Annotated in this window: 23 protein-coding genes and 1 pseudogene; 13 read left to right on the top strand and 11 right to left on the bottom strand. The window is 69.6% G+C overall.

All coding sequences use genetic code 11. The annotated features are described in order from the left end of the window. The first annotated feature begins 50 nt into the window (after positions 1-50). From ACK8N7_RS03400 to ACK8N7_RS03390, 3 genes are all read left to right on the top strand, one after another. The gene (locus ACK8N7_RS03400; RefSeq protein ID WP_500440852.1) at positions 51-812 is read left to right on the top strand and encodes a CbtA family protein; all 762 of its coding nucleotides are present in this window, start codon (positions 51-53) and stop codon (positions 810-812) included. Between the two features lie 209 nt (positions 813-1021). Then, positions 1022-1792, top strand: coding sequence for an SDR family oxidoreductase (locus ACK8N7_RS03395; protein WP_403210913.1), 771 nt, complete (start codon positions 1022-1024; stop codon positions 1790-1792). Positions 1793-1824: 32 nt separating this feature from the next. Then, on the top strand, positions 1825-2535 hold the full coding sequence (locus ACK8N7_RS03390; protein ID WP_500440850.1) for a TetR/AcrR family transcriptional regulator: 711 nt from the start codon (positions 1825-1827) through the stop codon (positions 2533-2535). An 88-nt stretch (positions 2536-2623) separates the two neighbouring features. On the opposite strand, the gene ACK8N7_RS03385 is transcribed toward ACK8N7_RS03390, so the two are convergent. Next, positions 2624-3313: a hypothetical protein gene (locus ACK8N7_RS03385; protein ID WP_500440848.1), complete on the bottom strand. Its 690-nt coding sequence runs from the start codon at positions 3311-3313 to the stop codon at positions 2624-2626. A gap of 101 nt (positions 3314-3414) precedes the next feature. After that, positions 3415-3774: a tetratricopeptide repeat protein gene (locus ACK8N7_RS03380; protein WP_500440846.1), complete on the bottom strand. Its 360-nt coding sequence runs from the start codon at positions 3772-3774 to the stop codon at positions 3415-3417. Positions 3775-3937: 163 nt separating this feature from the next. Here ACK8N7_RS03380 and ACK8N7_RS03375 point away from each other — a divergent pair, with 163 nt between their 5' ends. Then, positions 3938-4903: a pirin family protein gene (locus ACK8N7_RS03375; protein WP_500440844.1), complete on the top strand. Its 966-nt coding sequence runs from the start codon at positions 3938-3940 to the stop codon at positions 4901-4903. Between the two features lie 954 nt (positions 4904-5857). Here the strand turns inward: ACK8N7_RS03375 and ACK8N7_RS03370 are convergent. Beyond that, a pseudogene (locus tag ACK8N7_RS03370) lies at positions 5858-6626 on the bottom strand (transposase). A 61-nt stretch (positions 6627-6687) separates the two neighbouring features. Between ACK8N7_RS03370 and ACK8N7_RS03365 the strand changes: the two are divergent. The 3 genes from ACK8N7_RS03365 (at position 6688) to ACK8N7_RS03355 (ending at position 9120) form a co-directional block, all read left to right on the top strand. Further along, positions 6688-6957, top strand: a complete 270-nt coding sequence (locus ACK8N7_RS03365) for a YrhB domain-containing protein (RefSeq protein ID WP_500440842.1) — start codon at positions 6688-6690, stop codon at positions 6955-6957. Positions 6958-7165: 208 nt separating this feature from the next. Further along, a complete protein-coding gene (locus ACK8N7_RS03360) occupies positions 7166-8611 on the top strand; it encodes an NF041680 family putative transposase (RefSeq protein WP_500440840.1) in 1446 nt (481 codons plus the stop codon). Next, positions 8608-9120, top strand: coding sequence for a protein-tyrosine phosphatase family protein (locus ACK8N7_RS03355; protein ID WP_500440838.1), 513 nt, complete (start codon positions 8608-8610; stop codon positions 9118-9120). Before ACK8N7_RS03360 ends, ACK8N7_RS03355 begins: the two co-directional genes overlap by 4 nt. A gap of 41 nt (positions 9121-9161) precedes the next feature. Here ACK8N7_RS03355 and ACK8N7_RS03350 read toward each other — a convergent pair whose 3' ends face one another. Continuing rightward, positions 9162-9956 (bottom strand): IS5 family transposase, encoded by a 795-nt coding sequence (locus ACK8N7_RS03350; RefSeq protein WP_500440836.1) that lies wholly within the window; start codon positions 9954-9956, stop codon positions 9162-9164. Between the two features lie 75 nt (positions 9957-10031). Here ACK8N7_RS03350 and ACK8N7_RS03345 point away from each other — a divergent pair, with 75 nt between their 5' ends. Next, the gene (locus ACK8N7_RS03345; RefSeq protein ID WP_403210932.1) at positions 10032-10406 is read left to right on the top strand and encodes a hypothetical protein; all 375 of its coding nucleotides are present in this window, start codon (positions 10032-10034) and stop codon (positions 10404-10406) included. A gap of 323 nt (positions 10407-10729) precedes the next feature. Here the strand turns inward: ACK8N7_RS03345 and ACK8N7_RS03340 are convergent, their stop codons facing one another. The 3 genes from ACK8N7_RS03340 to ACK8N7_RS03330 all read right to left on the bottom strand — a co-directional run bounded on the left by ACK8N7_RS03340 (position 10730) and on the right by ACK8N7_RS03330 (position 15056). After that, positions 10730-12658: an acyl-CoA synthetase gene (locus ACK8N7_RS03340; protein WP_500440833.1), complete on the bottom strand. Its 1929-nt coding sequence runs from the start codon at positions 12656-12658 to the stop codon at positions 10730-10732. A gap of 266 nt (positions 12659-12924) precedes the next feature. Next, positions 12925-13896 carry an amidase family protein gene (locus tag ACK8N7_RS03335; protein WP_403210936.1) on the bottom strand — a complete coding sequence of 324 codons (972 nt, stop codon included), beginning with the start codon at positions 13894-13896 and terminating at the stop codon, positions 12925-12927. 95 nt (positions 13897-13991) lie between these two features. Further along, on the bottom strand, positions 13992-15056 hold the full coding sequence (locus tag ACK8N7_RS03330) for an Lrp/AsnC family transcriptional regulator (protein ID WP_500440831.1): 1065 nt from the start codon (positions 15054-15056) through the stop codon (positions 13992-13994). Positions 15057-15179: 123 nt separating this feature from the next. Between ACK8N7_RS03330 and ACK8N7_RS03325 the strand changes: the two genes are divergently transcribed. From ACK8N7_RS03325 to ACK8N7_RS03305, 5 genes are read left to right on the top strand one after another with little or no spacing between them, the layout of a single operon-like run. Then, positions 15180-16748, top strand: coding sequence for an ABC transporter substrate-binding protein (locus ACK8N7_RS03325; RefSeq protein WP_500440829.1), 1569 nt, complete (start codon positions 15180-15182; stop codon positions 16746-16748). Beyond that, on the top strand, positions 16748-17743 hold the full coding sequence (locus ACK8N7_RS03320) for an ABC transporter permease (protein WP_500440828.1): 996 nt from the start codon (positions 16748-16750) through the stop codon (positions 17741-17743). Before ACK8N7_RS03325 ends, ACK8N7_RS03320 begins: the two co-directional genes overlap by 1 nt. Then, complete coding sequence (locus ACK8N7_RS03315; protein WP_500440826.1) at positions 17743-19581, top strand: dipeptide/oligopeptide/nickel ABC transporter permease/ATP-binding protein; 1839 nt, start codon at positions 17743-17745, stop codon at positions 19579-19581. Before ACK8N7_RS03320 ends, ACK8N7_RS03315 begins: the two co-directional genes overlap by 1 nt. Next, on the top strand, positions 19578-20369 hold the full coding sequence (locus ACK8N7_RS03310; protein WP_500440824.1) for an ABC transporter ATP-binding protein: 792 nt from the start codon (positions 19578-19580) through the stop codon (positions 20367-20369). Before ACK8N7_RS03315 ends, ACK8N7_RS03310 begins: the two co-directional genes overlap by 4 nt. After that, a complete protein-coding gene (locus tag ACK8N7_RS03305; RefSeq protein WP_500440822.1) occupies positions 20366-21607 on the top strand; it encodes an amidohydrolase in 1242 nt (413 codons plus the stop codon). Before ACK8N7_RS03310 ends, ACK8N7_RS03305 begins: the two co-directional genes overlap by 4 nt. Before the next feature lie 202 nt (positions 21608-21809). On the opposite strand, the gene yjfF is transcribed toward ACK8N7_RS03305, so the two are convergent. From yjfF to ACK8N7_RS03285, 4 genes are all read right to left on the bottom strand, one after another. Continuing rightward, positions 21810-22787, bottom strand: a complete 978-nt coding sequence (yjfF, locus tag ACK8N7_RS03300) for a galactofuranose ABC transporter, permease protein YjfF (protein WP_500440820.1) — start codon at positions 22785-22787, stop codon at positions 21810-21812. Next, positions 22784-23791, bottom strand: coding sequence for an ABC transporter permease (locus ACK8N7_RS03295; protein WP_500440818.1), 1008 nt, complete (start codon positions 23789-23791; stop codon positions 22784-22786). Before ACK8N7_RS03295 ends, yjfF begins: the two co-directional genes overlap by 4 nt. Next, positions 23788-25338, bottom strand: coding sequence for a sugar ABC transporter ATP-binding protein (locus ACK8N7_RS03290; protein WP_500440816.1), 1551 nt, complete (start codon positions 25336-25338; stop codon positions 23788-23790). Before ACK8N7_RS03290 ends, ACK8N7_RS03295 begins: the two co-directional genes overlap by 4 nt. 76 nt (positions 25339-25414) lie before the next feature. Next, positions 25415-26380, bottom strand: coding sequence for an ABC transporter substrate-binding protein (locus tag ACK8N7_RS03285; protein WP_500440814.1), 966 nt, complete (start codon positions 26378-26380; stop codon positions 25415-25417). Between the last annotated feature and the right edge of the window lie 176 nt (positions 26381-26556).

The following is a 26556-nucleotide window of genomic DNA, read 5'->3' as shown; positions in this document are numbered from 1 at the left end:
GGTATCCGGCAAGCAAGGAAACTGGGAACAAGGGAAACAGGGAACGTCTCGTGAACTCCATATCTGTCAGAGCTCTGCTCGTGCGCGGCATGCTCGCGGGCCTGATCGCGGGCGCGCCGGCACTCGCCGTCGCGTACTTCCTCGGCGAGTCCCAGGTGGACGCCGCCATCGCCCTGGAGGAGGCGGCGAGCCACGACCACGGCGCCGGTGGCGGCGAGGAACTCGTCAGCCGCACCATGCAGGCCACCGGCGGACTGGCCACCGCACTCCTGGTCTTCGGCGTCGCGGCGGGCGGGATTGCCGCCCTCGTGGTCTGCTACGCGCTGGGCCGCATCGGCAGCTTCGGCCCCCGGGCCACGGCCGCACTGATCGCGGGCGCGGCCCTGCTCACCGTCTACATCGTGCCGTTCCTGAAGTACCCGGCGAACCCGCCGGCCGTCGGCAACCCCGACACCATCGGGAAGCGCACCACCCTGTTCTTCCTGATGGTCGCCCTCAGCCTGCTGCTGGCGGTCGCCGCCGTGATCATCGGCAGGCGGCTCGCACCGGGCCTGGGCAACTGGAACGCGACGATCGTGGCGGCCGCCGGGTTCGTCCTGGCGATCGGCCTCGCCTATGCCTTCCTGCCCTCGTTCGACGAGGTCGGCAAGGACTTCCCGGGCAGCCTGCTCTGGAAGTTCCGGCTCTCCACGCTCGCCGTCCAGACCACCTTCTGGGCCGGCTTCGGCCTGGTCTTCGGCTACCTCGCCGACCGGCTGCCGCTCTCCGCGAACGGCGCCGACGCGCCCCGTGTGGCGACGCCGGTGGGCTGACCGCCCGCACTCCGTACAGAACCCGCCGGGGTGTACCCGGCGGGTTCTGGCGTTTCCGGTGTTCCCGGTGTTTCCGGGTTTTCGGGCCGAGGCAGCGGTGCTACCTGGCCTGCGGCCGAGACCGGTAGCGTCGTTACGGTAATGATGTTAGCGTTGATATCATCGGGTTTCACGGAACCGCCGCGACCCCTGTCGCCAGGAGCAACGTCATGACCGAACAGTCCGCATCCACGTCCGCGCCCACCACCGACGCCCCCCGCCGCGTCGCCGTGGTCACCGGGGGATCCCGGGGCATCGGCCGGGAGAGTGCCGAGCGGCTCGCCGCCGACGGCCTCGCGGTCGTCGTCAACTACGCGGGCAACCGGACCGAGGCGGAGGCGGCCGTCGCCGCCATCACCGCCGCCGGCGGCGAGGCGATCGCCCACCGTGCGGATGTGGCCGACGAGGTCGCCGTCGCCGCGCTCTTCGACGCCGCGGAAGAGGCGTACGGCGGTGTCGACGTGGTCGTGCACGCCGCAGGTGTGATGGCGCTCGCGCCGCTGGCCGACCTCGACCTCGACGTGCTCGACCGAATGCACCGCACCAACATCCGCGGCACCTTCGTCGTCGACCAGCAGGCCGCGAGGCGGGTGCGCACCGGCGGGGCCGTCATCAACTTCTCCAGCTCCGTGCTGTCGCTCGCCCTGCCCGGCTACGCCGCCTACGCCGCCACCAAGGGGGCCGTCGAGGCGATGACCCTGATCCTCGCCCGCGAGCTGCGCGGGCGGGACATCACGGTCAACGCCGTCGCCCCCGGGCCGACCGCCACCGCCCTCTTCCTGGACGGCAAGGACGAGGAGGCCGTCGCACGGATGGCCGCCCAGCCTCCGCTGGAGCGGCTGGGCACCCCGCAGGACATCGCCGAGGTCGTCTCCTTCCTCGCCGGTCCCGCCCGCTGGGTCAACGGCCAGGTGCTGCGTGCCAACGGCGGCATCGTCTGAGCGCCGCGTCCCGCCTTGATAGCGTCCGTCCGATGAGTAGTACGAGCACACGGACCCGCATTCTCCACGTGGCCGCCGAACTGGTCGGCAACTCGCCCGACGGCGACATCTCCACGCGCGCCGTGTGCGAGGCGGCCCAGGTCGGCGCCCCGGCCCTCTACCGTCACTTCGGGGACAAGGAAGGCCTCCTGTCGGCCGTCGTCGACCACGGCTTCGAGCGGTACCTCGCGACGAAGCGGGAGCGCGACGAGAGCACGGACCCCGTGGCGGACCTGCGCCGCGGCTGGGACACCCATGTCGAATTCGCCGTCCGCAACCCGAACCTCTACCGCCTGATGAACTCACCGGCGATGCGTACGCCCCCCGCGGCGGCCCTGGAGTCGCACCGCATTCTGACCCGGGACCTGGAACGGGCCGCCGCCCGGGGCCGGATCCGCGTGGCGCCCGAGCTCGCCGCCCAGATGGTCATGTCGGCCAATGTGGGGGTGGCGCTGATGCTGGTGGCCCGCCCCGCGACCTTCGACGACGCCGAGACGTCCCGCCGGGTGCGCGACGCGGTGTACGCCTCGATCCTCACCCCCGAAGCGGGTCCGAGCACACCGGAGGAGGCCGAAGTCCCTTCGGCGGCGGCCCGGTTGAGCGCCCTGCTGCGCGAGGCGCAGGGATCGGGGCTCAGTACCGCCGAGGCGGCGCTGATGAAGGAGTGGCTCGACCGGGTGGCGAACACCCGCCCTGGGGACTGAGCGCGGACTGCCCCGGCCCGCTCCGGCACGCGTCGCCGGCCGGTTCGGGGGCGGGGCCGGTCAGCGGCGCCACAGGGGTGGGGGCCGGTCAGGACGGTGCGGGGGAGGGGGCGTCGTGATCGCGCAGCCCGTCCTCCATGAGACGGGCCGTGTTCTGGGCGAGCCTTCGCAGGTCGTCGCGCACCTCGTGCTCCTTGCTTCCGTACGGGCCGTACGCGGTCACCGAGAGCAGCAGGTCGCCGTTCCACAGGAGGAGCGTGCGGCCGGGGCGGCCCTGGTCGTCGTCCGGCTTCCCGTACGCGGCCTCGTGTACCCGCTCCGGCCCGCGCCCGTGCACCCGGTCCAGGTTCTCCCTGGTGAGGTAGGCGCGGCGGGCGGGCTCGGCCTCCTCGTACACGGTGGCGGTCGTGCCGAGCTTCCAGAACTCCCCGTTCGGGCCCGTGACATCGGCCAGACAGCCCGTCTGCCGGTAGCGGGGCCGGGCGCCGTTCTCGCCGATGTCCTCCCTGGCGTCCGGGTCGGCGGAATCGGTGGTGGTGCCGAGGGTGAAACCTTCCGCGGGCGCCGCGCCCGCGAGCAGCACGCAGGGGCTGCTGGTCCAGCTGTGCACCCCCGGTGCGCGGGCGACGAGCCTGTCCCCGCCCCCTGCTCCGTCCTGGCCGCCCCCGGAGCAGCCGGACACGGCCACCGCCGCCGAGGCGATCAGCGCGGCCACCCGCGCCTTCCGTGACGAGGCCACCCCCGCCCCGTGTAACTCCGCGTCCCTGGATCTGCGCATTCCCCCCACCCCTTCGTTCCGGAAAGCTCATTATCGGGTGCTCGTACCGGCGGGTAAAGGAGGACAGGGCCGCACCCGATCGGTGCGGCCCCGGCGCCGGATCAGAGTTCGCCGCCCCGTGGCGCGAAGTCGCCCTGGAGCGCGGCGGCCATCCGCAGCTGCGTGGCCGCCTCGGCCTGCCGCCCCTGGCGCTCCAGGGTCCGGCCCAGCAAGAGGCGCGCGTAACTCTCCACCGGGTCGAGCTCCAGGACCGCCCGCAGCTCCTCCTCCGCCGGACCGAGCCGGGCGGAGTGGTAGTAGGAGCGGGCCAGCAGCAGCCGCGTCGCGACCTGCCCCGGCGCCTCCTCGACGAGCCCGCCCAGGATCCGGGCAGCCGTCAGGTACTCCTTGGCCTCGAAGAACATCTGCGCCCGGTCCCACCGGTCGGCGGCCGTGCCGAACTCGTAGTAGGTCTCGTTCACGTGTCCTCCTCGTCATCGGGCGGGCCACCCTCTCGGTGCGGGGCCCCGGGACCCGTCCCGCCGTACGTTCAGCCATGACAACACCGCATAATGGTTGAACATTCCACTAAAACTTTGGCGTGGGGACCGCGCTCCACGCCCGTACGGGAATAGGTTGAGTGTCATGAGCAATCTCGATCGCCAGGCCACGCCCTCCGTCTGCGGAGGACGCGGCTTCGTCGTCGCCGAGCCGGTCCGTGAACTCCTCAACCCCCGCCGCGTCCCGCTCGGCGAGTCCACCGAGGTGCGCCGTCTGCTGCCCAACCTGGGCCGCCGCATGGTCGGGGCCTGGGCCTTCGTCGACCACTACGGGCCGGACGACATCGCCGACGAGCCCGGCATGCAGGTGCCGCCCCACCCGCACATGGGGCTCCAGACCGTCAGCTGGCTCCACGACGGAGAGGTCCTGCACCGCGACAGCCTGGGCAGTCTGCAGACGGTGCGCCCCCGCGAACTGGGCCTCATGACCTCGGGCCGTGCCATCAGCCACTCCGAGGAGAGCCCGAAGCCGCACGCCAGGCTTCTGCACGGCGCCCAGCTCTGGGTGGCCCTCCCCGACGCGCACCGCCATGTGGAGCCGAACTTCCAGCACCACACGGACCTCCCCGCCGTGACCGCCCCCGGTCTGACCGCCACCGTGATCCTGGGCGAACTGGACGGAGCGGCATCGCCCGGCACCGCCTACACCCCGATCGTCGGCGCCGATCTCGCCCTGACCGGGGGCGCCGAGACCCGCCTCCCGCTGGACCCGGACTTCGAGTACGCGGTCCTGTCGATGTCGGGAGAGGCCGAGGTCGACGGCGTACCCGTACTGCCCGGCTCGATGCTCTACCTCGGCTGCGGCCGCACGGAACTGCCCCTGCGCGCCCTCTCCGACGCGGGCCTGATGCTCCTGGGCGGCGAGCCGTTCGAGGAGGAGATCGTGATGTTCTGGAACTGGATCGGACGGTCCCAAGAGGACATCGCACAGGCCCGCGATGACTGGATGAACGGCACCCGTTTCGGTGAGGTGAAGGGCTACGCCGGCCCTCCGATTCCGGCCCCGGAGCTGCCTTCGGTGTCGCTGAAGGCGCGAGGAAGGGTGCGCTGAGCTGGGGTTATTGCCCGAACTGGCCTCAGGGTGGCTGGCTTCGGGCGAGTTCCGTTTCTGGACGACTCGCAGCTGCTCGCTTGGCCCTTGGCGTGTGCTGCGGATCTTGGGCGCGACTGCCATGTAGAGCAGCGGGTGGCGACGTTTGGTGGAACGAATGCCGACTCAATGCTGACTATTCTGACGAGAAGTCAGCTATCTGATGGCGGTCCGCGCCATGCCGTCGCGCCAGGAGTGAGTCGGCCGAGGCTCCGCGCGAAAGGGAGGTCCCGTGCATGGAGCAGGGTCGTGGCGTCTGTTGCCTTGCGTATGATGGGCGACGATCGACTCCGCGCCTACGCCGATCCAGCGAATTGTGGGCAGTCGACAAACAGGACCCCTCAGCTTCGGGTTCGCGACGGGACCGCGTCCGCGTGCGGGACCATGATGCGAGTCGCCGAGTTCGTGAGAACGCCGTTGGAGAAACTGCATCGATCGGCCTCGCAGTGTCACACGCCTGAGCGGTTGATCTCGGGCCGCCGCAGAGCTGGGTCGGTGGGGCGGATTGCTGCTGTCCCAGCTGCCTCCACCGTCTGTATGAAACGCGATGCGGCTCAGCAATGCCGCACTCGCATCGGTACCGGTGGGGTGATTCGTCGCTGCGGCGACGGCAGGAGGACTTCGTCATGAAGTTGTCTACCGGGTGGCGCTGACCTGCATCGATGCGGCTGTACCCACCCTGATCTGCGCGGATGGGTCTTTCAGCGTCTTTCAGGATCGTGCTGAGTTACACGGTCGATTCTCCCCATGCGCTCCCCAGGCCCGTCGACACTCCCCAGATTCTCCCCAGGAAGCGCCGCTGTGGCGGGACGTGGTGGCAGGACGTCAGTCCATCGGAGGCGCAGCCTAAGGGCTGTCCCGTAAATGATCTCCGGGTCGTCTCGGGCATGGTGGTCTGCCGTACGGCCCGCTGCTCTATCCGGCGAGGGCGAGGTTGTGCAGGTGTGCGATGCCGAGCATGGCGTGGTGGACGCCGTCGCCCTTGAGGCGGCAGTCGCGGAGGATCTTCCAGGTCTTCATGCGGGCGAAGACGTGCTCGACGCGGGCCCGGACCCGCTTGTGGGACTTGTTGTGCTCCTGCTTCCAGTCGGCCAGTTCTTCGCCCTTGCGGCGGCGGTGCGGCATGACGAGTCCGGTGCCCGGGTAGCCGCCGTCGGCGATGGTCATGGTCTTGCCGACGGCGGCTTGGGCACCGGATTCCTCCCATGCCTTGCAGTCGTTGCGGTTTCCGGCGAGCGGCCGGCCCACGACGACGATCAGGCGGGTGTCGGCATCGATGACGACCTGGTGGTTGGTGGAGTACCGGTAGTTCTTCGACTGCTCGGCCACGGTGTGGTCGCGGGGTGGGTACCAGGGTGCCGTCCACGATGAGCACGGCGTCCTTCGCGAACCGCTTGCGGGGCTGGAGCGCGAGCATCGGCCCCAGGTGGTCGATGATGCGGTCCGCTGCCGACTTGGACACGCCGAACAGCGGCGCGAGCTGGCGCATGGTCAGGTTCGTGCGCCAGTAGACCGCGACCAGCAGTACCCGGTCCTCCAGAGGAAGGCTCCACGGCCGGCCCTTGCGAACCGCATCAGCACCCTCGCGCCGCAGCACCGTCACCAGCTTCTCGAACAGACGGGGGCTCAGCCCAGTGAACGGGGCTATCCAAGACGGCTCCGACGCCGTGATCACACCAACCACACCAAGATCATCCCAGACCGGTTAGGGTGCCGTCTTCGAGCCGACGGACGGGAGACGGATGATGGAGCAAGACGAGGCCCTGCAGCTCGCGGTGGCGTTTCTCGCACACAGCCAGCGCGATGACGAGCCGCCTCTCGCCATCGACGCAGAGCAGGTCCGTGAGAGCAACGGGCTCCTGATCGTGCCCTGCAACTCTGTGCAGTACCTCGCTTCGCGTGATACGAGGGAGCAGCTGTTGGACTGCTGGCCCATCCTCGTCGACCTTGAACGCGGAGACGTGCGATTCGGGACCCTGGACGAGCGACATCTATGGAGGAACCTGAGCACCTGACGGCTGTCCACAACCGCAGTTACGGGACAGCTCTTAGCTTGTTCTTTAACCTCTGCCCGTGGTTGGCCCCTTGGCTGACCACGGGTTTTCGTGTTCGCAGGACAGCTGGACGACGTCCGCGTGATCATGTGCTTCGGCCTCAAGGCACGATGACAACCTGAGGACGAGTGTGCTGGAGAGTGCCGACCGGGCCGGGGCACTGAGCGTGATGTCCGATTTCCGTGCGGGCTTCTACGGATGCCTCACTGCCCGGGCGGACGCACTGTTCGAGCTGACCGATGCCATGCTCTGCGCCGACGGACCGGTGAAGACTCTGGTCGACCTGACGCTGACGTCTGAGCACCGGCGCGGACACGGCGCGCTCTACGACGGGTTGAACCGTGGCCGGATCGAGGTGGGCCGACTCCGCGCCGAGTTGTCCGGCCTGCCTCTTCCCAGAGCGGCCGACGGACGGATCGTGCTCGCGGTAGACGTCAGCCCGTGGCTGCGCTCGGACGCGCCGACCAGCGCCGAGCGGCTCTTCTGCCACGTCTACGGGCGTGCGAAGAGCACATCGCAGTTCATCCCGGGCTGGCCGTACTCCTTCGTGGCCGCGCCGGAGTCCGGCCGCACCTCGTGGACGGCGGTGCTCGATGCGGTCCGTCTCGGCCCGCAGGACGACGCCACCGCGGTGACCGCCGACCAGCTCCGCGACGTCGTCGACCGCTTGATCGCCGCCGGGCACTGGCAGGCCGACGATCCGGACATCCTCATAGTGATGGACGCCGGCTACGACGTCACCCGCCTCGCCTTCGTCCTGGCCGACCTGCCCGTGGAACTCCTCGGCCGGATCCGGTCGGACCGGGTACTGCGGCTACCGAAGCCGCCCAGGATGCCAGGGACCAACGGCCGCCCTCCCAAGCACGGCCCCGAGTTTGCGCTGAACAAGCCGGTCACCTGGCCCGAGCCTCAGCACGCCACGACCACCGAGACCACTCGCTACGGCACCGCCAAGGCCAGCAGCTGGGACCGTCTGCACCCCCGCCTCACCCACCGGACCTGCTGGATCGACCACGACGGCGACCTCCCCGTGATCGAAGGGACGCTGATCCGGCTGCAGGTCGCCCACCTCCCTGGTGACCGCGACCCCAAGTCAGTCTGGCTGTGGTCCTCCCGTACCGGCGCCACTGCCCACGACATCGACCAACGCTGGCAGGCATTCCTCCGCCGATTCGATCTCGAACACACCTTCCGGTTGTTCAAGCAGACCCTCGGCTGGACCCGCCCGAAGATCCGCACACCTGAAGCGGGTGACCGCTGGACATGGCTGGTGATCATCGCCCACACCCAGCTCCGCCTCGCCCGACCGCTCGCCGAGGACCTCCGCCGGCCATGGGAGAAGCCCGCTTCACCCGGACGACTCACCCCGGCGCGAGTCCGGCGAGGGTTCAGGAACATCCGCACGAAGTCGCTCCTCCCGGCCAGTGCGCCGAAACCTGGAAGACCTGGCCCAGGCCGACCGCTTGGCTCCACCAACCGGCAGAAGGCCCCGCGCTTCGACGTGGGCAAGACCGAACTGCGTGATCTGACGATCAAGAAACGACGAGAGCGCATCGAGCAGGGAACGCGACCGCCTGACCGCGTCGTTGGTCCACCTGGAGAGGAGCGTCCGTGAAGACACGTCAGAGGGACCGAGGCGCCCCCGAGCCGCAGGCACCGTGGAACGAAGTCGGGCTGCGGCTATGGCAGGGCGGGCACTTCTGGGCCAGCCCTGACGGCGAGGCGCAGACCGCCGTTGTCGGTACTGAATTCGACCTGGTCATAAGCTTGTTCACCCGACCAGGTCACGGACCGCACCCCGGAGTAGACCATCTGATCAGTGAGATCCCAGACGGCCCACTCACGGCTGAGCAACTCCACTCGGTTCAACAGCTGGCCGTCACGGCAGCTGAGGCCGTACGGAATGACCGCACCGTTCTCGTGCGCTGCCACTCCGGCTACAACCGCTCCGGCCTCGTCGTCGCACAGACCCTGATCGAGCTGGGCCAGGACCCGGCGACCGCCATCGAGCTCATTCGACAGAGTCGATCTCCCTGGGCCCTGAACAATCAAACCTTCGAGCAGTACCTCAGTACGGGACTCGACGTCGCCTACCTCCTGGCCGGACTCGAAACCCGCACCTGAGCAACAGCATCAGAGGTTAAAGAACAAGCTTAGAGGTCGTTTCAGAATGCCGCCCGAAGCCGTCGGAGACAGATGATGCTGCAGGCAAGTTGGAGGAGACCTTGGTGGAGGTCGGCGCGTCGCTCGTAGCGGATGCGGAGTCGTTTGAACTGGTGCAGCCAGGCGAATGTGCGCTCAACGACCCAGCGGACCTTGCCCAGTCCGGAACCATGGGCGGCGCCGCGGCGGGCGATCAGCGGTTTGATGCCGCGTTTCCACAGCAGGCGGCGGTACTTGTCGAAGTCGTAGCCCCGGTCGGCATACAGGCGCCGGGGCCTGCGGCGGGGGCGTCCCCGCAGACCCCGGATCGAGGGGATGGCGTCGAGTAGCGGCAGAAGCTGGGTGACGTCATGGCGGTTGCCGCCGGTCAGTGTGATGGCAAGCGGGGTTCCGTTGCGGTCGACGATCAGGTGGTGCTTGGAGCCGGGACGGGCACGGTCGACGGGCGAGGGGCCGACGGTCCCCCCTTTGAGGGCCCGGATGTGCGAGCCGTCCACGGCACAGTCGTCCATGTCCAGCGAGTCAGCGCGGCGCAGTTCGGCCAGCAGGGCGGCATGTAGGCGCGGCCAGACACCGGCCTCGGTCCAGTCACGCAACCGGCGCCAGGCCGTCACACCGGAGCAACCCACGACGGTGCTCGGTACGTCACGCCAGGCCACGCCCTTGCGCAGAACGTAGATGATGCCGGCCAGTGCGACCCGGTCCGGCACGGGGAGCCGCCCGGGGTGGCGATGTCGGCGCGCGGGTCGTGCTGGCAGCAGCGGGGCTATCCGGTCCCACCAGTTCGTCGGGAACAAGGTTCTTGGTCACGATGCTGAAGCCTGCCAGAGAATCCGGTTGAGCCCTCCGGGCCAGCTCGACATACTCCCCGCATGACCAGCAACGGGGCCGAAGCCGCTGAGCAGGGGTGGGATGCTCCCTGGTATCGCGTCCGAACAGATCGGTTCCAGGCATCATTCCTGCCCAGCGCGGACGAGCCTCTGGATGCCGTCTGCAACGTCGACGTCGAGGTCCGGCTGACAGCGGACGAGTCACGCTGGAGCGCGACCGTGTTCACTCTTGCTGAGGTCGAGCGCCTCATGGAAAAGGACTCCCGAACCGGCGAGTCCCTGAGCGGCCGCTACTTCTGGTGCTCCGACGGCCTCATCGTTCGAGACGCAGGCATCGACAACATCACGCACGTGCTGACCGGTCTGCTCGATTGTGGTGACTTCACGCAGGTCCTTCAGCGGCTCGACGACGACTGACCGTCGGCCCCATTCTGAAACGATCAGTTAGGCCACGCTGAGTGGCTGCCTGCGTGGACAGGGCAGAAGCCTGGCGCCGAGCGGATGAGCACAAGGCGTCGGTCTGATGCTGCCCGAGCAGGTTCACTGTCGAGCCCCGCTTTTGGAAGCCCACGTCTTTCCGATGACACATCGAGTAGAGGGCGTGACCAGTTAGCGTGACAGTTGTCTTAACGGAGTTTGGTGGATACTAATAAGGACAATGCCAACCGTCAGGTACGGCTGAAGCCGGTTCACGGCGGGATGCCGCGGTGACGGGAGGCCGCCGTGACGGGAAGTCGGGCTCACGAACTGATGGGACGGGTGAACGCCCAGTTCACGCCGTACGGGGCGAGTCGGGCGGTGATCCGGCGGCGCCGACCGGGGTCGGTGACGGGAGGCAGGAATACCATCGGGCGGCCGTCTGCGAGTTCACATCGGATCTGTTCGTCGGCGACATCGACACCGAGGGCGGCCAGGGCTGTGGAGATCGCGCGCCGCGTGGAGTCGAGGCGCAGCGGGACCTTGGAAGGTTTGCCGATGACTGTCAGAGGCAGGGCCGACAGAACGATGACGTCCTTGGGGGCCGCGGCTCGCTCGGGTACGTGCTGTGCGGCGAAGTCGATCAGCTCGTCGGGTCCCGTGCCGGTCGTGTCGGGCCTGAGGGTGACGTAGGCGACGGGGACCTCGCCGGAGTGGGGGTCGGGGCGTCCGACGGCGCTTGCGCCGGTGACGGCCGGGTGGGCGAGGAGGACGTCCTCGATGACGGCGGGGTCTATGTTGTGGCCGCCGCGGATGATCAGGTCCTTCGCGCGGCCGATCAGGTGGATGAATCCGTCGGGATCCACGCGCGCGAGGTCGCCGGTGTTGAGCCAGCCGTCGCGCATACTGCCGAGGGGGTCCAACCGCGGTCCGGTGTCGTCGTGGCCGACGACATAGCCGGAGAAGACGGTGGGACCGCTGATGGCCAGAATGCCGGGCTCCCCCTGCGGGAGGTCGTGCCAGTGCCCGTCGCCGTCGATCCGTACCGTCTTAACCTGCTGGTAGGGCATGCGCTGGCCCGCGGCCTCCGGGCGCTGGTGCTCGTGCAGGAAGCTCCGAGCACTGCCGCAGGTGGCCTCGGTGAGTCCGTACCCCTGGCAGAGGGAAACGCCGGTGTGGTGCTCGAACGCCGCACGTACCGCCGGCGGCAGAGGGGACGCGCCGACGATCGCGAAGCGCAGCGAGGTGATGTCCGCATCGAGCGGCACCTGGGCGAGGCGGGCGTAGACGGTCGGGACCGCGGACATGGTGGCGATCCGGAAGCGCTCGACGATCTTCCAGATGACCGCGAACAGCGCTGGTTCGCGGTAGCCGAGGGGGCCGGCCCACACGGTGTGCTGACCGCGCAACAGTGGTGCCAGCAGGGTGACGACCAGGGCGTTGACGTGGAACAGCGGCAGTCCGGCGAAGAGTACGGAGTCGGAGTCCAACTCGCTGTTGGCCGCGATCATCCAGGCGTCGGTCACCTCGTTGGCGTGGGTGTGCGCGGCCAGCTTGGGGGCGCCGGTGGTGCCGCCGGTGTGGAAGTACGCGGCCAGGTCGCCGGCTTTCGGAGGCACCACGCCAGGATGGAGCTCTGCCTGCTGGGCGGCGGCCGCGACGTGCAGATAGGCGACGTGGACCCCCTCGACCCGTTCCAGTTCGGGTGCGGCATCGGGTGCGCCGACGGGACGCAGGGCGAACAGCGCTGAGCAGCGGAGCGATGCCGCGGCGGTGCGGGCCGTCCGCCATGCGTCGGCGTCGAGTTCAGGTCCGGCCGCGACCAGGACCCTTGCCCCGCCCAGATCCAGCAGCCGTTCGGCATGCTCGGCGGCGAGTGCCGGGTTGACCGGGGCCGCGCAGCCCGTGAGCTGGGCGGCCAGGAGGGTGGCGGGCAGCAGTCCGGCGTTGGGGGTCAGCAGGCCCACGGCGGTGGTACGGCAGACGCCGTGCCGGTGGAAGAGGTTGGCGATGCGGTGTACTTGATCGCGCAGCTGCTCGAAGGACACGGTCTCGCCACGCGTCCACTGCTCCGCGCTGGGCAGCATGGTGAGAGCCGGCCGGTCGGGCCACAACGCGGCGGCGCGTGCCAGGACGTCGTACGTGGAACCGGGCAGGCCGCGGTCCTCTAGCGCGATGGACTCGACCGTCGTCAGGGCGCCCGGCTGGTCGTACACCGGCCAGAGCAGATCATCGGGTTGAGGGGCGTTCACAGAAGCTGCCTTTCGACGGTGGGCTGATGAGCGTGGGGCCGTTGCGCCGGTCGCCGACCGAGCACTCCGCGAGGGCGAAGGCGTACCGGACCACTCGCTCGGTGGCGGTCGTCCGTCGTCGGCTGTTCTGCGGCGTCGGGCGCCTGGGAGGCCGGGTGAGGGGTTCGGAGGAGTGTGGCGGCACGGGCGCCGGTGGTGACCTCGGTCGACCGAGCTGCCTCGACGACGAGAACGGCCGGTGCGGTCGGCCTCGCCCCCCGCTGCGGTCACGACAGGCTGTCGTCGATCTGTACGTACGACCAGGGACGGAGGGCCTCCAGGGCCTGGCCGACGCGGAAGACGGCGGGGTCGTCGTAGGGGTGACCGACGATCTGGAGGCCGGTGGGGATGCCCCAGCTCGACATCCCGGAAGGGACGTTGAGGACCGGGCAGCGGTTGTTGATGTTGAAAGGCAGAGTCATGGCGCTCCACAGGGTGTCGGCCACTTCCTCGCCGTGCACCACGACCTTGTCGCCGTCGAGGTCGTCGCCCGCGTGCCAGCCGGGGACGGCGGTGGTGGGGCAGATCAGTGCGTCGAATCCGTCCATGGTAGTGGCTAGCCCTCGTTGCAACCGGTGTTCTGCGCGGAGGGAATCGAGGTAGCTCACGCGGTTGCGGGCGTAGGCCATGGTGTCGGCGAAGGCGACCGTATACGGGCTGAGCAGCTCGCGATGGGATGCGGCGGCCTCGACGACGAGGGCGCCGAAGATGGTCGAGAAGTGGCCGGCGACCGCGGTCAGCAGGTCGAGCCGGGTCCAGGGGAGGGCGACCTCCTCCACGTGCGCGCCGGCGTCGGCGAGGGCCTGGGCGGCGGCGCGGGTTTGGGCCTCGATCTCCGGATGGGCCACCGGGATCCCCTCCAGCGGGCGGGGCGCCAGCCCGTTCTTGCCCCGGTAGCGGTCCTCGGCGTGCCGGGCCTGCTCCAGCGCCTTGTCGAAGAGCCGCTCGGTGAAGGCGTTGATCCGCGGTTCGACCTTCTCCGCACGTTCGACGACGGCCCGCATCAGCTCGACGGGTGACAGCTCACGGCGGGCGAAGAGCTGGAGAGCATCGGTGGCGCTGAGGTGGACGAGGTCATCGTCGGCGGGCGTGTGACGGACATGTGCGTCCTTCCCGTTCGGAGGGTGAGGCCGGCCGGTCTGCCGTCCGGCGGTGGTGCCAGCCTCGGGGACCGGCCCCGCCCGGCCTGCGGATTGCACGGAACCGCCAGGACTGGAACTGGTGTGCCGGAAAACGCCGCGGGCTCGGGGCGCAGTGATGCGGACGGACGGGTCGATTCGGGTGGGGGAGCGTCTCAGGTGACCGGGTGCCACGGGTCGACCGGGACGCAGCCGGTGCTGCGGCCGTCGTCACCGAGCAGGCGGCCCATGCGCTTGATCCAGCGCAGGTTCACGGCCCGGTTGAGCACCCGCATGGAGGCGATCCTGGCGGCGGCCTGGACCTCGTAGCGAGCGAGGTCGTCCAGGGCATGCAGCCACACGACGCTCAACAGGTTCGCCTCGGCGGACACCGACGCCGCCATACGCGTGCTCCGCAGGCGGCTCAACTCGTCGCCCGCGGCCATGAGCTGGGCGGGCGGCACGGACATCCAGAGCGTCGCCGAGCTGCGCCAGCCCGCGTACCGGTGGGCGGCGTCGCAGCGCAGCACCGCTCGGCCGCCGTGCAGGAGTGAGTGCAGCAGCCGTCGCACCGTCGACTCCGGGCGGCCCAGTTCGGCGGCGATCGAGGAGACCGAGCGGCGGCCGTCCTCGGCGAGGGCGAGCAGCAGGACGCGGTCCTCCGGCGTGAGCGTGGCCGCGGCGGCGGGGGAGCCGCCGTCCTCGCTCTCCGTCAGGTCGCGCCTCTGGTCCCGGGAGAGGGAGTCCATGCGCCACTCGCTCGCGTCCCGGTGCACGCGCTGCACCAGGTGGGTGCGGGTGGAGGTCACCGACTCGATACGCCCGAGGGCGAGAACGTACCCGCTCATCAGCGGCATGGTCGCCGTGGCCACGGTCAGGAGCAGGTCGCACGATCCCGCCACCAGTTCCACGCTCATCGCCTGCGGGTGCCGGGCGAGCTGCCCGGCCAGAGCTTCCCGAGCCTGTGGCAGGCACGACACCTCTATCAGGGCGAGGGCGCCGTAGGGGACTTGGGAGGGAGCCGCGTAACAGGTGATCCATGCCTCACCGGAGTCCCGCAGCCGGGACCAGCGTCGGGAGAGCGTTGCCGCGTCCACGCCGAGCGGACGGGCCAGCTGCGCCCAGGGGGCGCGGGGCGCCATCTGCAGGGCGTTGACGAGCGCGAGATCGAGTTCATCGAGTGTTCCCCGGGACGGGGTGTCGCTCGTCTTCGGGGAGACGGGCGCTGCGGAACCATGCATGTGATCACCTTCCCGGTGCGGATTCTTGCAATTGCGGGGCCGGTCGGGAAGTGGCCTGTTCTGTATGCCGCAACACACCGCAGCATCGCCCCGCCCTCAGTCCTCAGCCCTGGAGAGTCCTCCATGCCCCGTTCGCGGTTCCTCTCCGGCGCCATCATGGCCGCCGCCACGTCCCTCCTGGCCTCCGCCTGCACCACCGGTTCGGCCGGCGGCCCTTCCTCGGGCGGCGACGCGAGCGGGGGCACCGTCAAGATCGGTGTCACCTCCGACGTCACCTCGTTCGACCCGGCGAAGGGCGCGGGCGCGACCGACTATCTCATCACGTCGCTGCTGTACCAGCCGTTGATCGGCCAAGACGACGGCGGCACATTCGTCCCCGGCCTCGCCGAAACCTGGACGGCCACGCCGACGAAGACGACTCTGACCCTGAAGAAGGGGCTGACCTGCTCCGACGGATCGGCTCTCACCGCCTCGCAGGTCGTCGCCTCCCTGAAGCGTTACCGGGCGACCTCGGCCGGCGCCCTGCTCACCTTCGGCGCCGCGAACGCCGGGGAGAAGACCACGATCACCGGCGACGACGCGGCCGGCACCGTCACCGTCTCCACCGTCGCTCCGTGGGGTGAGGTCCTCGCCGGCCTGTCCGGCACCGCCGCCGGGATCATCTGCGGCACCGGCCTCGACGCGGGCGCCGCCGCGCTCGCTCAGGGGGCCGTCAAGGGCGCGGCCTCCGGCCCTTACGAGATGGCGGCGGCGCGGCGCGGAGCCTCGTACGAGTTGAGGCTGCGCAAGGGCTTCGAGGCCTTCCCGCGGTTCGCGTCGACGCCCGCGGGGAAACCGGCCGACCGCCTGCGAATCCAGATCTCGAAGAACGAGTCGACTCTCGCCAACCAGCTGCAGACCGGCGCCCTCGACCTGGCTCCCATCACCGGCACGGACGCCACACGGTTCACGGACAACGACGCGTTCACGGTCAAGTCCGCACCGTTCATCCGCAACTACATCGGATTCAACCAGCGCCCCGGACGCCCGGGCGCCGACCCGAAGGTCCGCAAGGCGGTCGCGCAGGCGGTCAGCGCGGAAGCGTACAACAACGTCTTCGGCGGCGCCGGGCAGAAGCTGACCTCGTACGTGGACGAGAAGGCGGCGTGCGTCTCCACCGACGGCTCCCTGCTGACCGGGACCGACACGGCTGCGGCGAAACAGGTCCTGAAGGGCGTCCCGATCAAGCTGGAGGGGTCCAACGCGGTGGCCGGCGGCGCCGGCAACTCCTACATCGCCGAGGCCCTGCGCGCCGCCGGCGCCGAGGTGAAGCTCACCAACGCCGACAACGCCACCTGGGCCACCGACGTCACCGCCAACCAGGGCGACTGGGACGCCACCGTCTTCCCGCTCATCAGCGGGGCCCTCGCGCGCGGCGGCACCTACTTCCTGGGTCCCGAACCGGCCAAGGGCGGCCTCAACTACGGCGCGGTGAACAACGCGGCCTACGCGAAGAACTACGTCGCCGCCACCTCCACCACGGACCCTCATGCCAAGTGCGCCGCCTGGCAGAAGGCCCAGGAGACACTGCTCGAGGCCAACGACGTGATCCCGCTGGCCACGGTGGATGTGCACTACGTCGCCCGCAAGAGCGTCTCCTTCGCGACGCCGGGCGGGGCCCTGGCCCTCTCCACACTCCGGATCACCGGCTGATGGCGGCGACATCGGCCGACAGGCCGACCGCGAGGGCCGGGCGCTCGACGCCGCTCGGCCCCTGGGGCACCTTCGTCGTCCGGCGTCTCGCCGGGCTCACCGCTGTCGCGGTCACGCTCGTCACCGGCACGTTCCTGATGGTGCAGCTCATTCCCGGCGACCCGGCGCGGGTGGTCGCCGGAGCCGACGCCATGCCCGCCGACGTGGAGCGGGTCCGCCACGACCTCGGCCTGGACCAGCCGCTGCTCACCCGGTTCGGCACCTACGCGGGCGGACTGCTCCGCGGTGACATGGGCACCTCCTTCCAGACGAAGGAGCCCGTCGCCGAGATCATCGGCGGCCGCCTGCCGTTCACCGCGCAGATCGCGCTCCTCTCCGTCCTGGTGGTGCTGGTGCTCGCCGTGCCGATCGGGCTCGCCGCCGCGGCACGCGGCAGTCGCCGCACGGACGGTTCGTTCACCTTCGTCACCGGAACGGTCGGCTCCACACCCGAGTACATCATCGGCACCCTCCTCGTCCTCGGCTTCGCCATCAAGCTGGGCTGGCTCCCGGCGGCGGGCGCCGAGACCCTCTCCTCGATGGTGCTCCCGGTCGCCGCTCTGGTGCTGCCGGCCACCTGCGTCATGGCCCGCATCGTGCGCAGCGAGGCCAGGCACGTCCTCGCCCAGGACTACATGCGCACCGCGCGAGGCCGTCGCCTGCCTCCCCTGCGCCTGTACGCCCGTCACGCCCTGCCCAATCTCCTGACCGCCACGCTGACCCTCGGCGGGCTGATCCTCGCCGGGCTGCTCGGCGGCACGGTCGTCGTCGAGTCCGTCTTCGCGTGGCCCGGCATCGGTCAACGCGTCGTCGAGGCGCTCCTCGTCCGCGACTACCCCGTCATCCAGGGCTGTGTCCTGATCCTGGGGCTGCTCGCCGCCCTGCTCAACCTGCTCGTCGACGTCGTCCTCGCGCTGCTCGACCCGCGCACCCTGCCAGGAAAGGGAGGCCACTGATGCGACGCATACGGTGGAACACGCCCCTGGTCGCAGCCCTCACCGGCCTTGGACTGATCACGCTCCTCGGCATCGCCGCGCCCCTTCTCCTGGAGGAGGAGGCGACCGTGCTGAGCGGCGCCGCCCGCGCCCACGTGAGTGCCGAACACTGGCTCGGCACCGACGCCCTCGGCCGCGACGTGCTGGCCCGGGCCCTGGTCGCCACCCGCCTCACCTTGCTGATGACCCTCGCCGCGACCACGATCGCCGCGGTCACCGGCATCCTGCTCGGCACCGGCGTCTGGGTGTCGGGACGGCGCGTCCGCGAGCTGGGCCTGCGCCTGATCGACGTGATGATCTCCTACCCCGCGCTCATCCTGGCGCTGGTGATCGCCACGGTCCTCGGGACCGGGCCCACCGCCTCCGTCGTCGCGATCGGCCTGGGCGGCGCCCCCGCCTTCGCCCGGCTCACGGCGAACATGGCGGCCTCCGTGGCACAGCGCGACTTCGTGACACAGGCGCGCCTGATGGGCGTACCGCCGTACCGCGTGCTCGTCCGGCACCTCCTGCCGAACATCTCCGGACCGCTGCTGGTGCTGCTGTCGGTGGCCTTCGCGAACGTGCTCGTCGCCCTGTCCGGTCTCTCCTTCCTGGGGGTCGGCGTGCAGGCACCGGACTACGACTGGGGCGCGCTGCTCAACTCGGGCCTGGAATCGCTCTACACCAACCCCGCCGAGGCGATCGGCCCGGCGGTGGCCATCACCGTCACCGGAGTTCTCGCGGGCTTCGTCGGCGACGGCCTCGCCGCAGCGCTCGACCCTCGCGGAGGGGGGACGAAAGCCGCGGCGACACCTTCCGCCGCCGCGGCCACGCCCTCGCACCGGGCCCCCGGCGACGCCCTGGTGACGGTGGACGGCCTGGCTGTCGTCCTGCCGGACGGCACCCGTCTCGTCGACGACGTCTCCTTCCACGTCATGCCCGGCGAAATCGTCGGACTGGTGGGGGAGTCCGGCTCCGGCAAGTCGCTGACGGCGATGAGCGTGGCCCGGCTCCTGCCGGAGGGGCTGTCCGCCCGCGCGGCGGAACTGAGCCTGGACGACCTCGACCTGGCCGCCCCCTATGCCGACCCCAGGCGGCTGGCGACCGAGATCGGCATCGTCTTCCAGGACCCGTCGTCCTCCTTCAACCCCGCGCTGCGGATGAGCGGTCAGCTCACCGAAACACTCCGCGTGCACCAGGGTGTGTCCGGGGCGGAGGCGGACCGACGGGCCGTCGAGGCGCTGGAGCAGGTACGGATCGAGGAACCCGCCCGGGTCATGAAGCAGTATCCGCACGAGCTGTCCGGCGGCATGCGGCAGCGCGCGATGATCGCCGCCGCCCTCCTGTCCGCTCCGCGGCTGATCGTCGCCGACGAACCGACCACCGCCCTCGACGTGACCGTCCAGGCCGAGGTCCTCGACGTCCTGAAGGACATCAACCGCCTGCGTGGTACGAGCGTGCTCCTCATCTCCCACGACATCGGTGTCGTCGGCACGGTATGCCACCGGGTCATGGTGATGTACGCGGGACGTGTCGTCGAGGAACTGTCAGCGGCCGACCTGCGGGCGGGCCGCGCCCGGCATCCGTACACACGGGCCCTGCTGGCCGCGAGCCCGCGGCTGCGGGACAGCGGCACCGGGGAACGCGCACCGCTCGCCACGATCCCGGGCCGTCCGCCGGCCCCCGCCGCCCGGCCGTCGGGCTGCGCCTTCGCCGACCGGTGCCCCGTGGCGCTCGACGTGGTCTGCGCGACCGAACGGCCGCGCCTGACCGACGCCGTGGCCTGCCATGCCGTACACCAGGAGGTGCCGGCCCCATGACCGCATCCCCTCACAAGCTGGTCGTCGAGGAGCTGACCGTCGCCTTCGGTCACGGCCGTCGCGCGAGAACCGTGCTGCGTGGCGTGTCCACCGGGGTTCGGGTCGGGCAGACCCTCGGCCTGGTCGGCGAGTCGGGCTCCGGAAAGTCGACGATCGCCAAGGCGATCGTCGGCGTCCACCCGGTGCGGGCGGGCCGTATCCTCCTCGACGGAGCGGATCTCACCGGCCTCCGGCGCGGTGCGCCCGCCGCGGTGCGCCGTCGTGTGCAGCTCGTCTCCCAGGGCCCGTACGCCTCGCTCAACCCGCGCATGACGATCGGCGAGGCCATCGCCGAGGCCGTCGACCCCCTGCGGGCCGACGCCAGGAAGCACGCGGCGACGGTCGGACAGTGGCTGGAGACCGTCGCGCTGGACGGCTCCGCGGCCCACAGGTACCCGCACGAGTTCTCCGGCGGCCAGCGCCAGCGCATCGCGGTGGCCCGCGCGCTCGCCGTGGAACCCGAAGTGCTGATCGCCGACGAGATCACCTCGGCGCTGGACGCCTCCGTACAGGCCGAGGTGCTCAACCTCCTGGAGGAACTGAGGCGTTCCCTGTCCCTGACGATGATCTTCATCTCCCACGACCTGGCTGTCGTCCGTCACGTCAGCGACGAGGTCGCTGTCCTGCGTCAGGGCGAGCTAGTGGAGCAGGGGCCGGTGCGGGACGTCTACCGAGCCCCGCGACACCCCTATACGCGCCGTCTCCTGGCGAGCGTGCCGACATGCGAAGAGAAAGAGGAAGCGGCATGAACGAACCGACCGCCGTCGCCCGCCTCACACAAGAGATCACCACCGGCCTGAAACCCGCTGACCTGGAGGGCTTCTACCAGGACCTCCACCGCCACCCGGAGCTCGCCTTCCAGGAGCACCGCACCGCCGCGAAGCTCGCCTCGCGGCTGCGTACGGCCGGCTACGCCGTGACGGAAGGCGTCGGCCGCACCGGAGTGGTCGGTGTCCTCACCAACGGCGACGGCCCGACCGTGTGGCTGCGCGGAGACATGGACGCACTGCCGGTCCAGGAGGCCACCGGGCTGGAGTACGCCTCCACCGTCGACGGGGTGATGCATGCCTGCGGCCATGACATGCACGTCACGTGGCTCGCCGGAGCCGCCGACACGCTGGCCGCGGCCCGCGGCGCCTGGTCGGGCACGCTGGTCGTCGTCGGGCAGCCCGCCGAGGAGTCCGGCGGCGGGGCGGCGGCCATGGTCGCCGACGGGCTGCACACCCGCTTCCCCCTCCCCGACGTCGTGTTCGGCCAGCACGTCACGCCCGGCCTCACCGGGTTCTACCCGCACACCCCGGGCCTCACCATGTCGGCCTCCGACGACATCGACGTCGTCGTGCACGGCGTCGGAGGCCACGGCTCCCGCCCCGAGTCGACGACCGACCCGGTGGTGACGGCCGCCTACATCGTCACGCGCCTGCAGACCGTGGTGTCCCGAGAGGTCGCGGCGGCATACTCGGTGGTCCTGACGGTGGGGCAGTTCCATGCCGGTACGAAGCACAACATCATTCCCGCCGAGGCCCGGCTCTCCCTGAACCTGCGCACTCAGGACACGCATGTGCGGGACCGCGCCCTTGGAGCCGTCCGCCGCATCGTGGAGGGCGAGTGCCGGACCGCCGGCTGCCCGACCCCGCCGGAGGTCACGGTCCGTTCCGGATACCCGAACACCGTCAACGACGTCGTCCTCGACGACGAGATCGCCACCGTGCACCGCGAACTGTTCGGAGCACCCACGGTGTTCGACTTCGGCCCGGCGATGGGCAGCGAGGACTTCTCCCTCCTCGCACCCGAGGGCGTTCCCTACGACTTCTGGTATGTGACGTCGACTCCGTCCACGGTGTGGGAGGCGGCCTCCGGGACAGAGCTGGCCGAGAAGTTCGGCGATGTACCGGGAAACCACAGCCCCGTGTTCGCCCCCGACCCGTCGGTGCTCGTTCCCGGTGTCCTGACTCTGGTGTCGGCGGCGCTGAGCCGACTGGCGTGAGCCGACCCGGTCACACAGTCGCCTCGGTGTCAGGCGCCGCGGGTACGGACGGGGCGGCCCTCCGCGCACGAGTGATGACCGGTCGCGTGCGCATCACCCGCGTTCCGGGCGCGCGGTACGCGTCCGCACATGACGCACGCGACGCCCGGCGCAGGTCACCGAGGAACCGGCCGCGGCGGCGGAGGGCCGTCGTTGGTGACGCTCAGGCCCGCCGGCGGACGATCAGACGCTGGAGCACGATGAAGGCCAGCAGGAGAGCGCCGATGACGATCTTCGTCCACCAGGAACTGAGCGTGCCCTCGAAGGAGATCAACGACTGTACGGTGCCGAGGACCAGCACCCCCACCACCGAACCCACCAGGTAACCGGTCCCGCCCGCGAGGAGCGTCCCTCCGATGACGACGGCGGCGATGACGTCGAGTTCCATGCCGACGGCGTGCAGACCGTAGCCGGAGAGCATGTAGAGGCTGAAGAGCAGGCCGCCCAGCGCGGAGCAGAAGCCGCTCACCACATAGACGCCTACCTTGGCCCGGCTGGTGGACAGGCCCATCAGGCGGGCCGAGGACTCACTGCCGCCCACCGCGTAGACGGTCCGGCCGAAGCGCGTCAGGTGCAGGACGTACAGGGCGGCCAGGACCACGGCCAGCGCGATCACGACGCTGTAGGTCAGGGTGATGTCGCCCGGCAGCGTGATGGCCCCGCTCGCGAACTCACGGAACGCGGGCTCGGTGATGGAGACCGACTCGACACTGATGAGGAAGCACAGCCCGCGGGCCAGGAACATGCCTGCCAGCGTGACGATGAAGGGCTGGACTTCGAAGTGGTGGATGACCAGACCCATGAGCAGACCCAGGGTGGCGCCGGATGCGAGGACCGTGATGATCGAAAGCAGCGGAGGCCAGCCCGCGTTGAGGGTGGCCGCGGCGATCATGGTCGAGAGGGCGGCGACCGCGCCGACCGAGAGGTCGATGCCGCCGGTCAGGATGACGAAGGTCATGCCCACCGCGAGGACGATGAGGAAGGAGTTGTCGACGAACAGGTTCGCGACCACCTGCCCCGACGCGAAGTTCTCGTAGCGGACCGACCCGGCTCCGAAGGTGACCACGAACACCGCGAAGGTGGCGACCACGGGCAGGAAACGCTGGGGAAAGCGCGCGGAGGAAAGAGCCAAGGTACTCATCCGGCGGCCACCTCCTGGGAGCGGGACGTAGGAACGGCGGTCTTACGGCGTGCGCGGAGCATCCTCGTCGTCCGGGGCGACTGGAGCAGGCAGACGGCGATCACGACGACGGCCTTGAAGATCAGAGTGACGTTGGTCGGGACACCGATGGTGTAGACGGTGGTGGTCAGCGTCTGGATCACGAGAGCGCCCAGCATGGTCCCGGCGAGGGAGTACCTTCCTCCGGCCAGCGAGGTGCCCCCGATGACGACAGCGAGGATGGCGTCCATCTCGATCCACAGACCGGCGTTGTTGGCGTCTGCGGCGTTCACGTTGGAGCTGATCATCAGGCCCGCGACTCCCGCGCACAGACCGGCGAAGACGTAGACCGTCCAGATGATCGTGCGGGAGCGTACGCCCGCGAGCTCGCCCGCCTTGGGATTGATCCCCACGGCTTCGATGAGCATGCCCAACGCGGTTCGGCGGGTGATGAGGGCGACAGCGGTCAGGACGGCGAGGCTGATCAGGATCGCGATCGGCAGTACGAGGAAGCCTGAGCCGATCTGCCGGTAGAGCGGATCCTTGACGGTGACGATCTGGCCCTCGGTGAGCAGCATGGCGCCGCCGCGGCCCGCTGTCATCAGGACCAGGGTGGCGATGATCGGCTGGATTCCGAGGACGGAGACCAGGAAGCCATTCCACAGCCCGAGCAGGACGCACACGCTCAGAGCCAGCAGGACCGCGGTCGCCGCGTTCCCGCCGCCGGATATGTAGGTGCAGGCGATCGCGCCGGCGATGGCGGCGACGGCTCCCACGGACAGGTCGATGCCCCGAGTGGCGATGACCAGCGTCATACCGACGGCGATCAGGAGGGTCGGTGCTCCGTTGCGGAGGATGTCGATCATGCTGCCGAAGAGGTGCCCGTCCTGGATCCGGAGTTCCACGAAGGAGGGCTCGACGGCGATGTTGAGGACGAGCAGTGCGACGAGGGCGACGAGCGGCCACAGCAGCCGCGAGCGCGTCATGAGGCCACCGCCGTGGTGCGGTGGTCGCTCGGAGCGGCGATGACAGACATGATCTTGTCCACCGAGACGTCCTGCCCGGTGAGTTCGGCCACTTTGCGCCGATCGCGCAGGACGACGACCCGGTCGGACACGCGTACCACTTCTTCCAGTTCGGCGGAGATGAACAGCACCGCCATGCCCTCGGCCGCGAGGTCGGCCACGACTTTCTGAATGTGCGCCTTGGCGCCGATGTCGATGCCCCGGGTGGGTTCGTCGAGGATGAGCAGCCGGGGCCTGGTGACTAGCCAGCGTGCGAGCAGCACCTTCTGCTGGTTTCCGCCGGAAAGGGTGCTCATGATGGCGTCGGGGTCGGCAGGACGGATGTCCAGCTTCTCTATGTACTCCCTCACCAGAGCGTCGGAGGTGCGCCGCGGGATGGGGCGTGCCCACCCCCGGGTGGCCTGCAGGGCGAGCACGAGGTTGTCGCGGATACTGAGATCGGCGACGACCCCTTCGGCCTTGCGGTCCTCGGAGCAGAAAGCCACGCCCTGGGCGATCATCGCCCGGGGGCCGCGGGGGCGGTGTTCCCTGCCGTTGAACGTGAGAGTTCCGGTATGCGCGCGGTCCGCGCCGAAGAGCATGCGGGCCAGTTCGGTGCGGCCCGAGCCGAGCAGACCGGCCAGACCGACGACCTCCCCGGCGTGGATCTCCAGGTCGACGGGGTCGATCGCTCCCGTGCGGCCCAGGGCGACGGCAGTGAGGAGCGGCGCGGTGCCGGGAGTGCGAGCTTCCGAGCGCCGTTGCACCTCTTCCAGCACTCCCAGTTCGCGGCCGAGCATCGCTGCGACGAGTTCGATGTGGTTCATCTCGGAAGGCAGGTATTCGCCGACGAGTGAGCCGTTTCGCAGGACGGTCATGCGGTCGGCGATCTCGTAGACCTGGTCGAGGAAGTGGGAGACGAAAAGGATGGCGACCCCGTCGTCGCGCAGCACGCGCACGATGCGGAAGAGCTCGGCGACCTCGTCGGCGTCGAGGCTGGAGGTGGGCTCGTCCAGAACCAGGACGCGTGCGTCCACGACCAGTGCCCTCGCGATCGCCACGAGTTGCTGCACAGCGATCGGGTGGGAGCCCAGAAGAGAGGCGGGGTCGATGGACAGCCCCACGCGGGTGAGTAGTTCCTTCGCCCGCGCGCGCATGGCCCGTCCGTCGATGTGTCCCAGCCGGCGTGGCTCGCGGCCCAGCAGGATGTTCTCCGCCACCGAGAGGTTGGGCAGGAGATTGACCTCCTGGTAAACGGTGCTGATCCCGGCATCCTGCGCTTGGCCGGGCGCGTCGAAAGCGACCGGTTCGCCATGCAGGTGTATGACGCCTGTCGTCGGAGGGTGCACGCCGGTGAGTGCCTTGATGAGGGTGGACTTGCCTGCCCCGTTCTCGCCCATCAGGGCGTGCACTTCACCGGGGAGCAGGCGGAAGTCGACGCCCGAGAGAGCTTTGACGCCGGGGAACTCGACGCTGATGTCGCGCATGTCGACCACCGGGGTGCCGGTGAGCGCTGAGGGATCGGTCATGACCAGTGCTTTCGTCGTGGGTACAGTCCCTGCCACCGGCACGAGGGGCGCGGTGGCAGGAACCGGAGCTCGTCGGTCAGTACTGCCGGTCGGGCAGCGCCTTCTTCGCCTGCTCGGGCGTGAAGGTGGTCTCCTCGGTGACCACCCGCTTGGGGACCTTCTCGCCGTCCACGACCTTCTTGGCGAGCTCCATGAGCTGGTCGCCGAGGAGCGGGTTGCATTCGACGATGTAGTTGATCTCCCCGTCGGCCAACGCCTGCATCCCGTCCTTGACGGCGTCAACAGTGATGATCTTGATGTCCTTGCCGGGCTTCTTGCCGGCGGCCTTGATGGCTTCGATGGCACCCAGGCCCATGTCGTCGTTGTGGGCGTAGACGACGTCGACGTCGGGGTGGGAGCGCAGGAAGGCCTCCATGACCTGCTTGCCGCCGGAGCGGGTGAAGTCGCCGCTCTGGGAGGCCTTGATCTTGATGCCGGGGCGCGCGGCGATCTTCTCCTCGAAGCCCTTCTTGCGGTCGATGGCCGGCGCGGCGCCGGTGGTGCCCTGCAGTTCCACCACGTTGACGGGGCCCTCGGTGTTCTGGACCAGCCACTCGCCGGCCTTCTCGCCCTCCTCGACGAAGTCGGAGCCGAGGAACGTCTCGTACAGGGTGTCGTCGTCGGAGTCGACCGCGCGGTCGGTCAGGATCACGGGGATGCGGGCCCGCTTGGCCTCCAGCAGCACCGCGTCCCAGCCGGTCTCCACCACCGGGCTGAAAGCGATGACATCGACCTTCTGCTGGATGTAGGAGCGGATGGCCTTGATCTGGTTCTCCTGCTTCTGCTGGGCATCGGAGAACTTCAGCTCGATGCCCGCTGTCTTCGCGGACTGCTGGATGGACTTGGTGTTGGCCGTACGCCAGCCGCTCTCGGCCCCGACCTGGGCGAAGCCCATGGTGAGCTCGCCGCTGTCACCGTCCTTGGCCGAGGTGCCGCCCGAACCACACGCCGTCAGTGTGGCGAGCAGCAGAACGCTGACACCCGTGGCGATCTTCTTCAACACTGCTTCCTCCGTGCTCAACTGTGCCCACTCGGGTGGCGAGCTTCGCGTGACCGGAGTCACTGGTGCATCAGAGTGAACGCTCACATCTACCCAGTCAACCCCTTCGTTACGGCGATTTTGCGCACCTGAAGGCGGGGCAGAGGGTGAGATATGTTAGCGCTCATCATTGAGAAGCC

Source organism: Streptomyces griseobrunneus, assembly GCF_046713465.1.
In the GTDB taxonomy this organism is placed as follows: domain Bacteria; phylum Actinomycetota; class Actinomycetes; order Streptomycetales; family Streptomycetaceae; genus Streptomyces; species Streptomyces microflavus.
The sequence above is the reverse complement of the archived record's forward strand: the minus strand, read 5'-3'. Positions and strand labels throughout refer to the sequence as shown.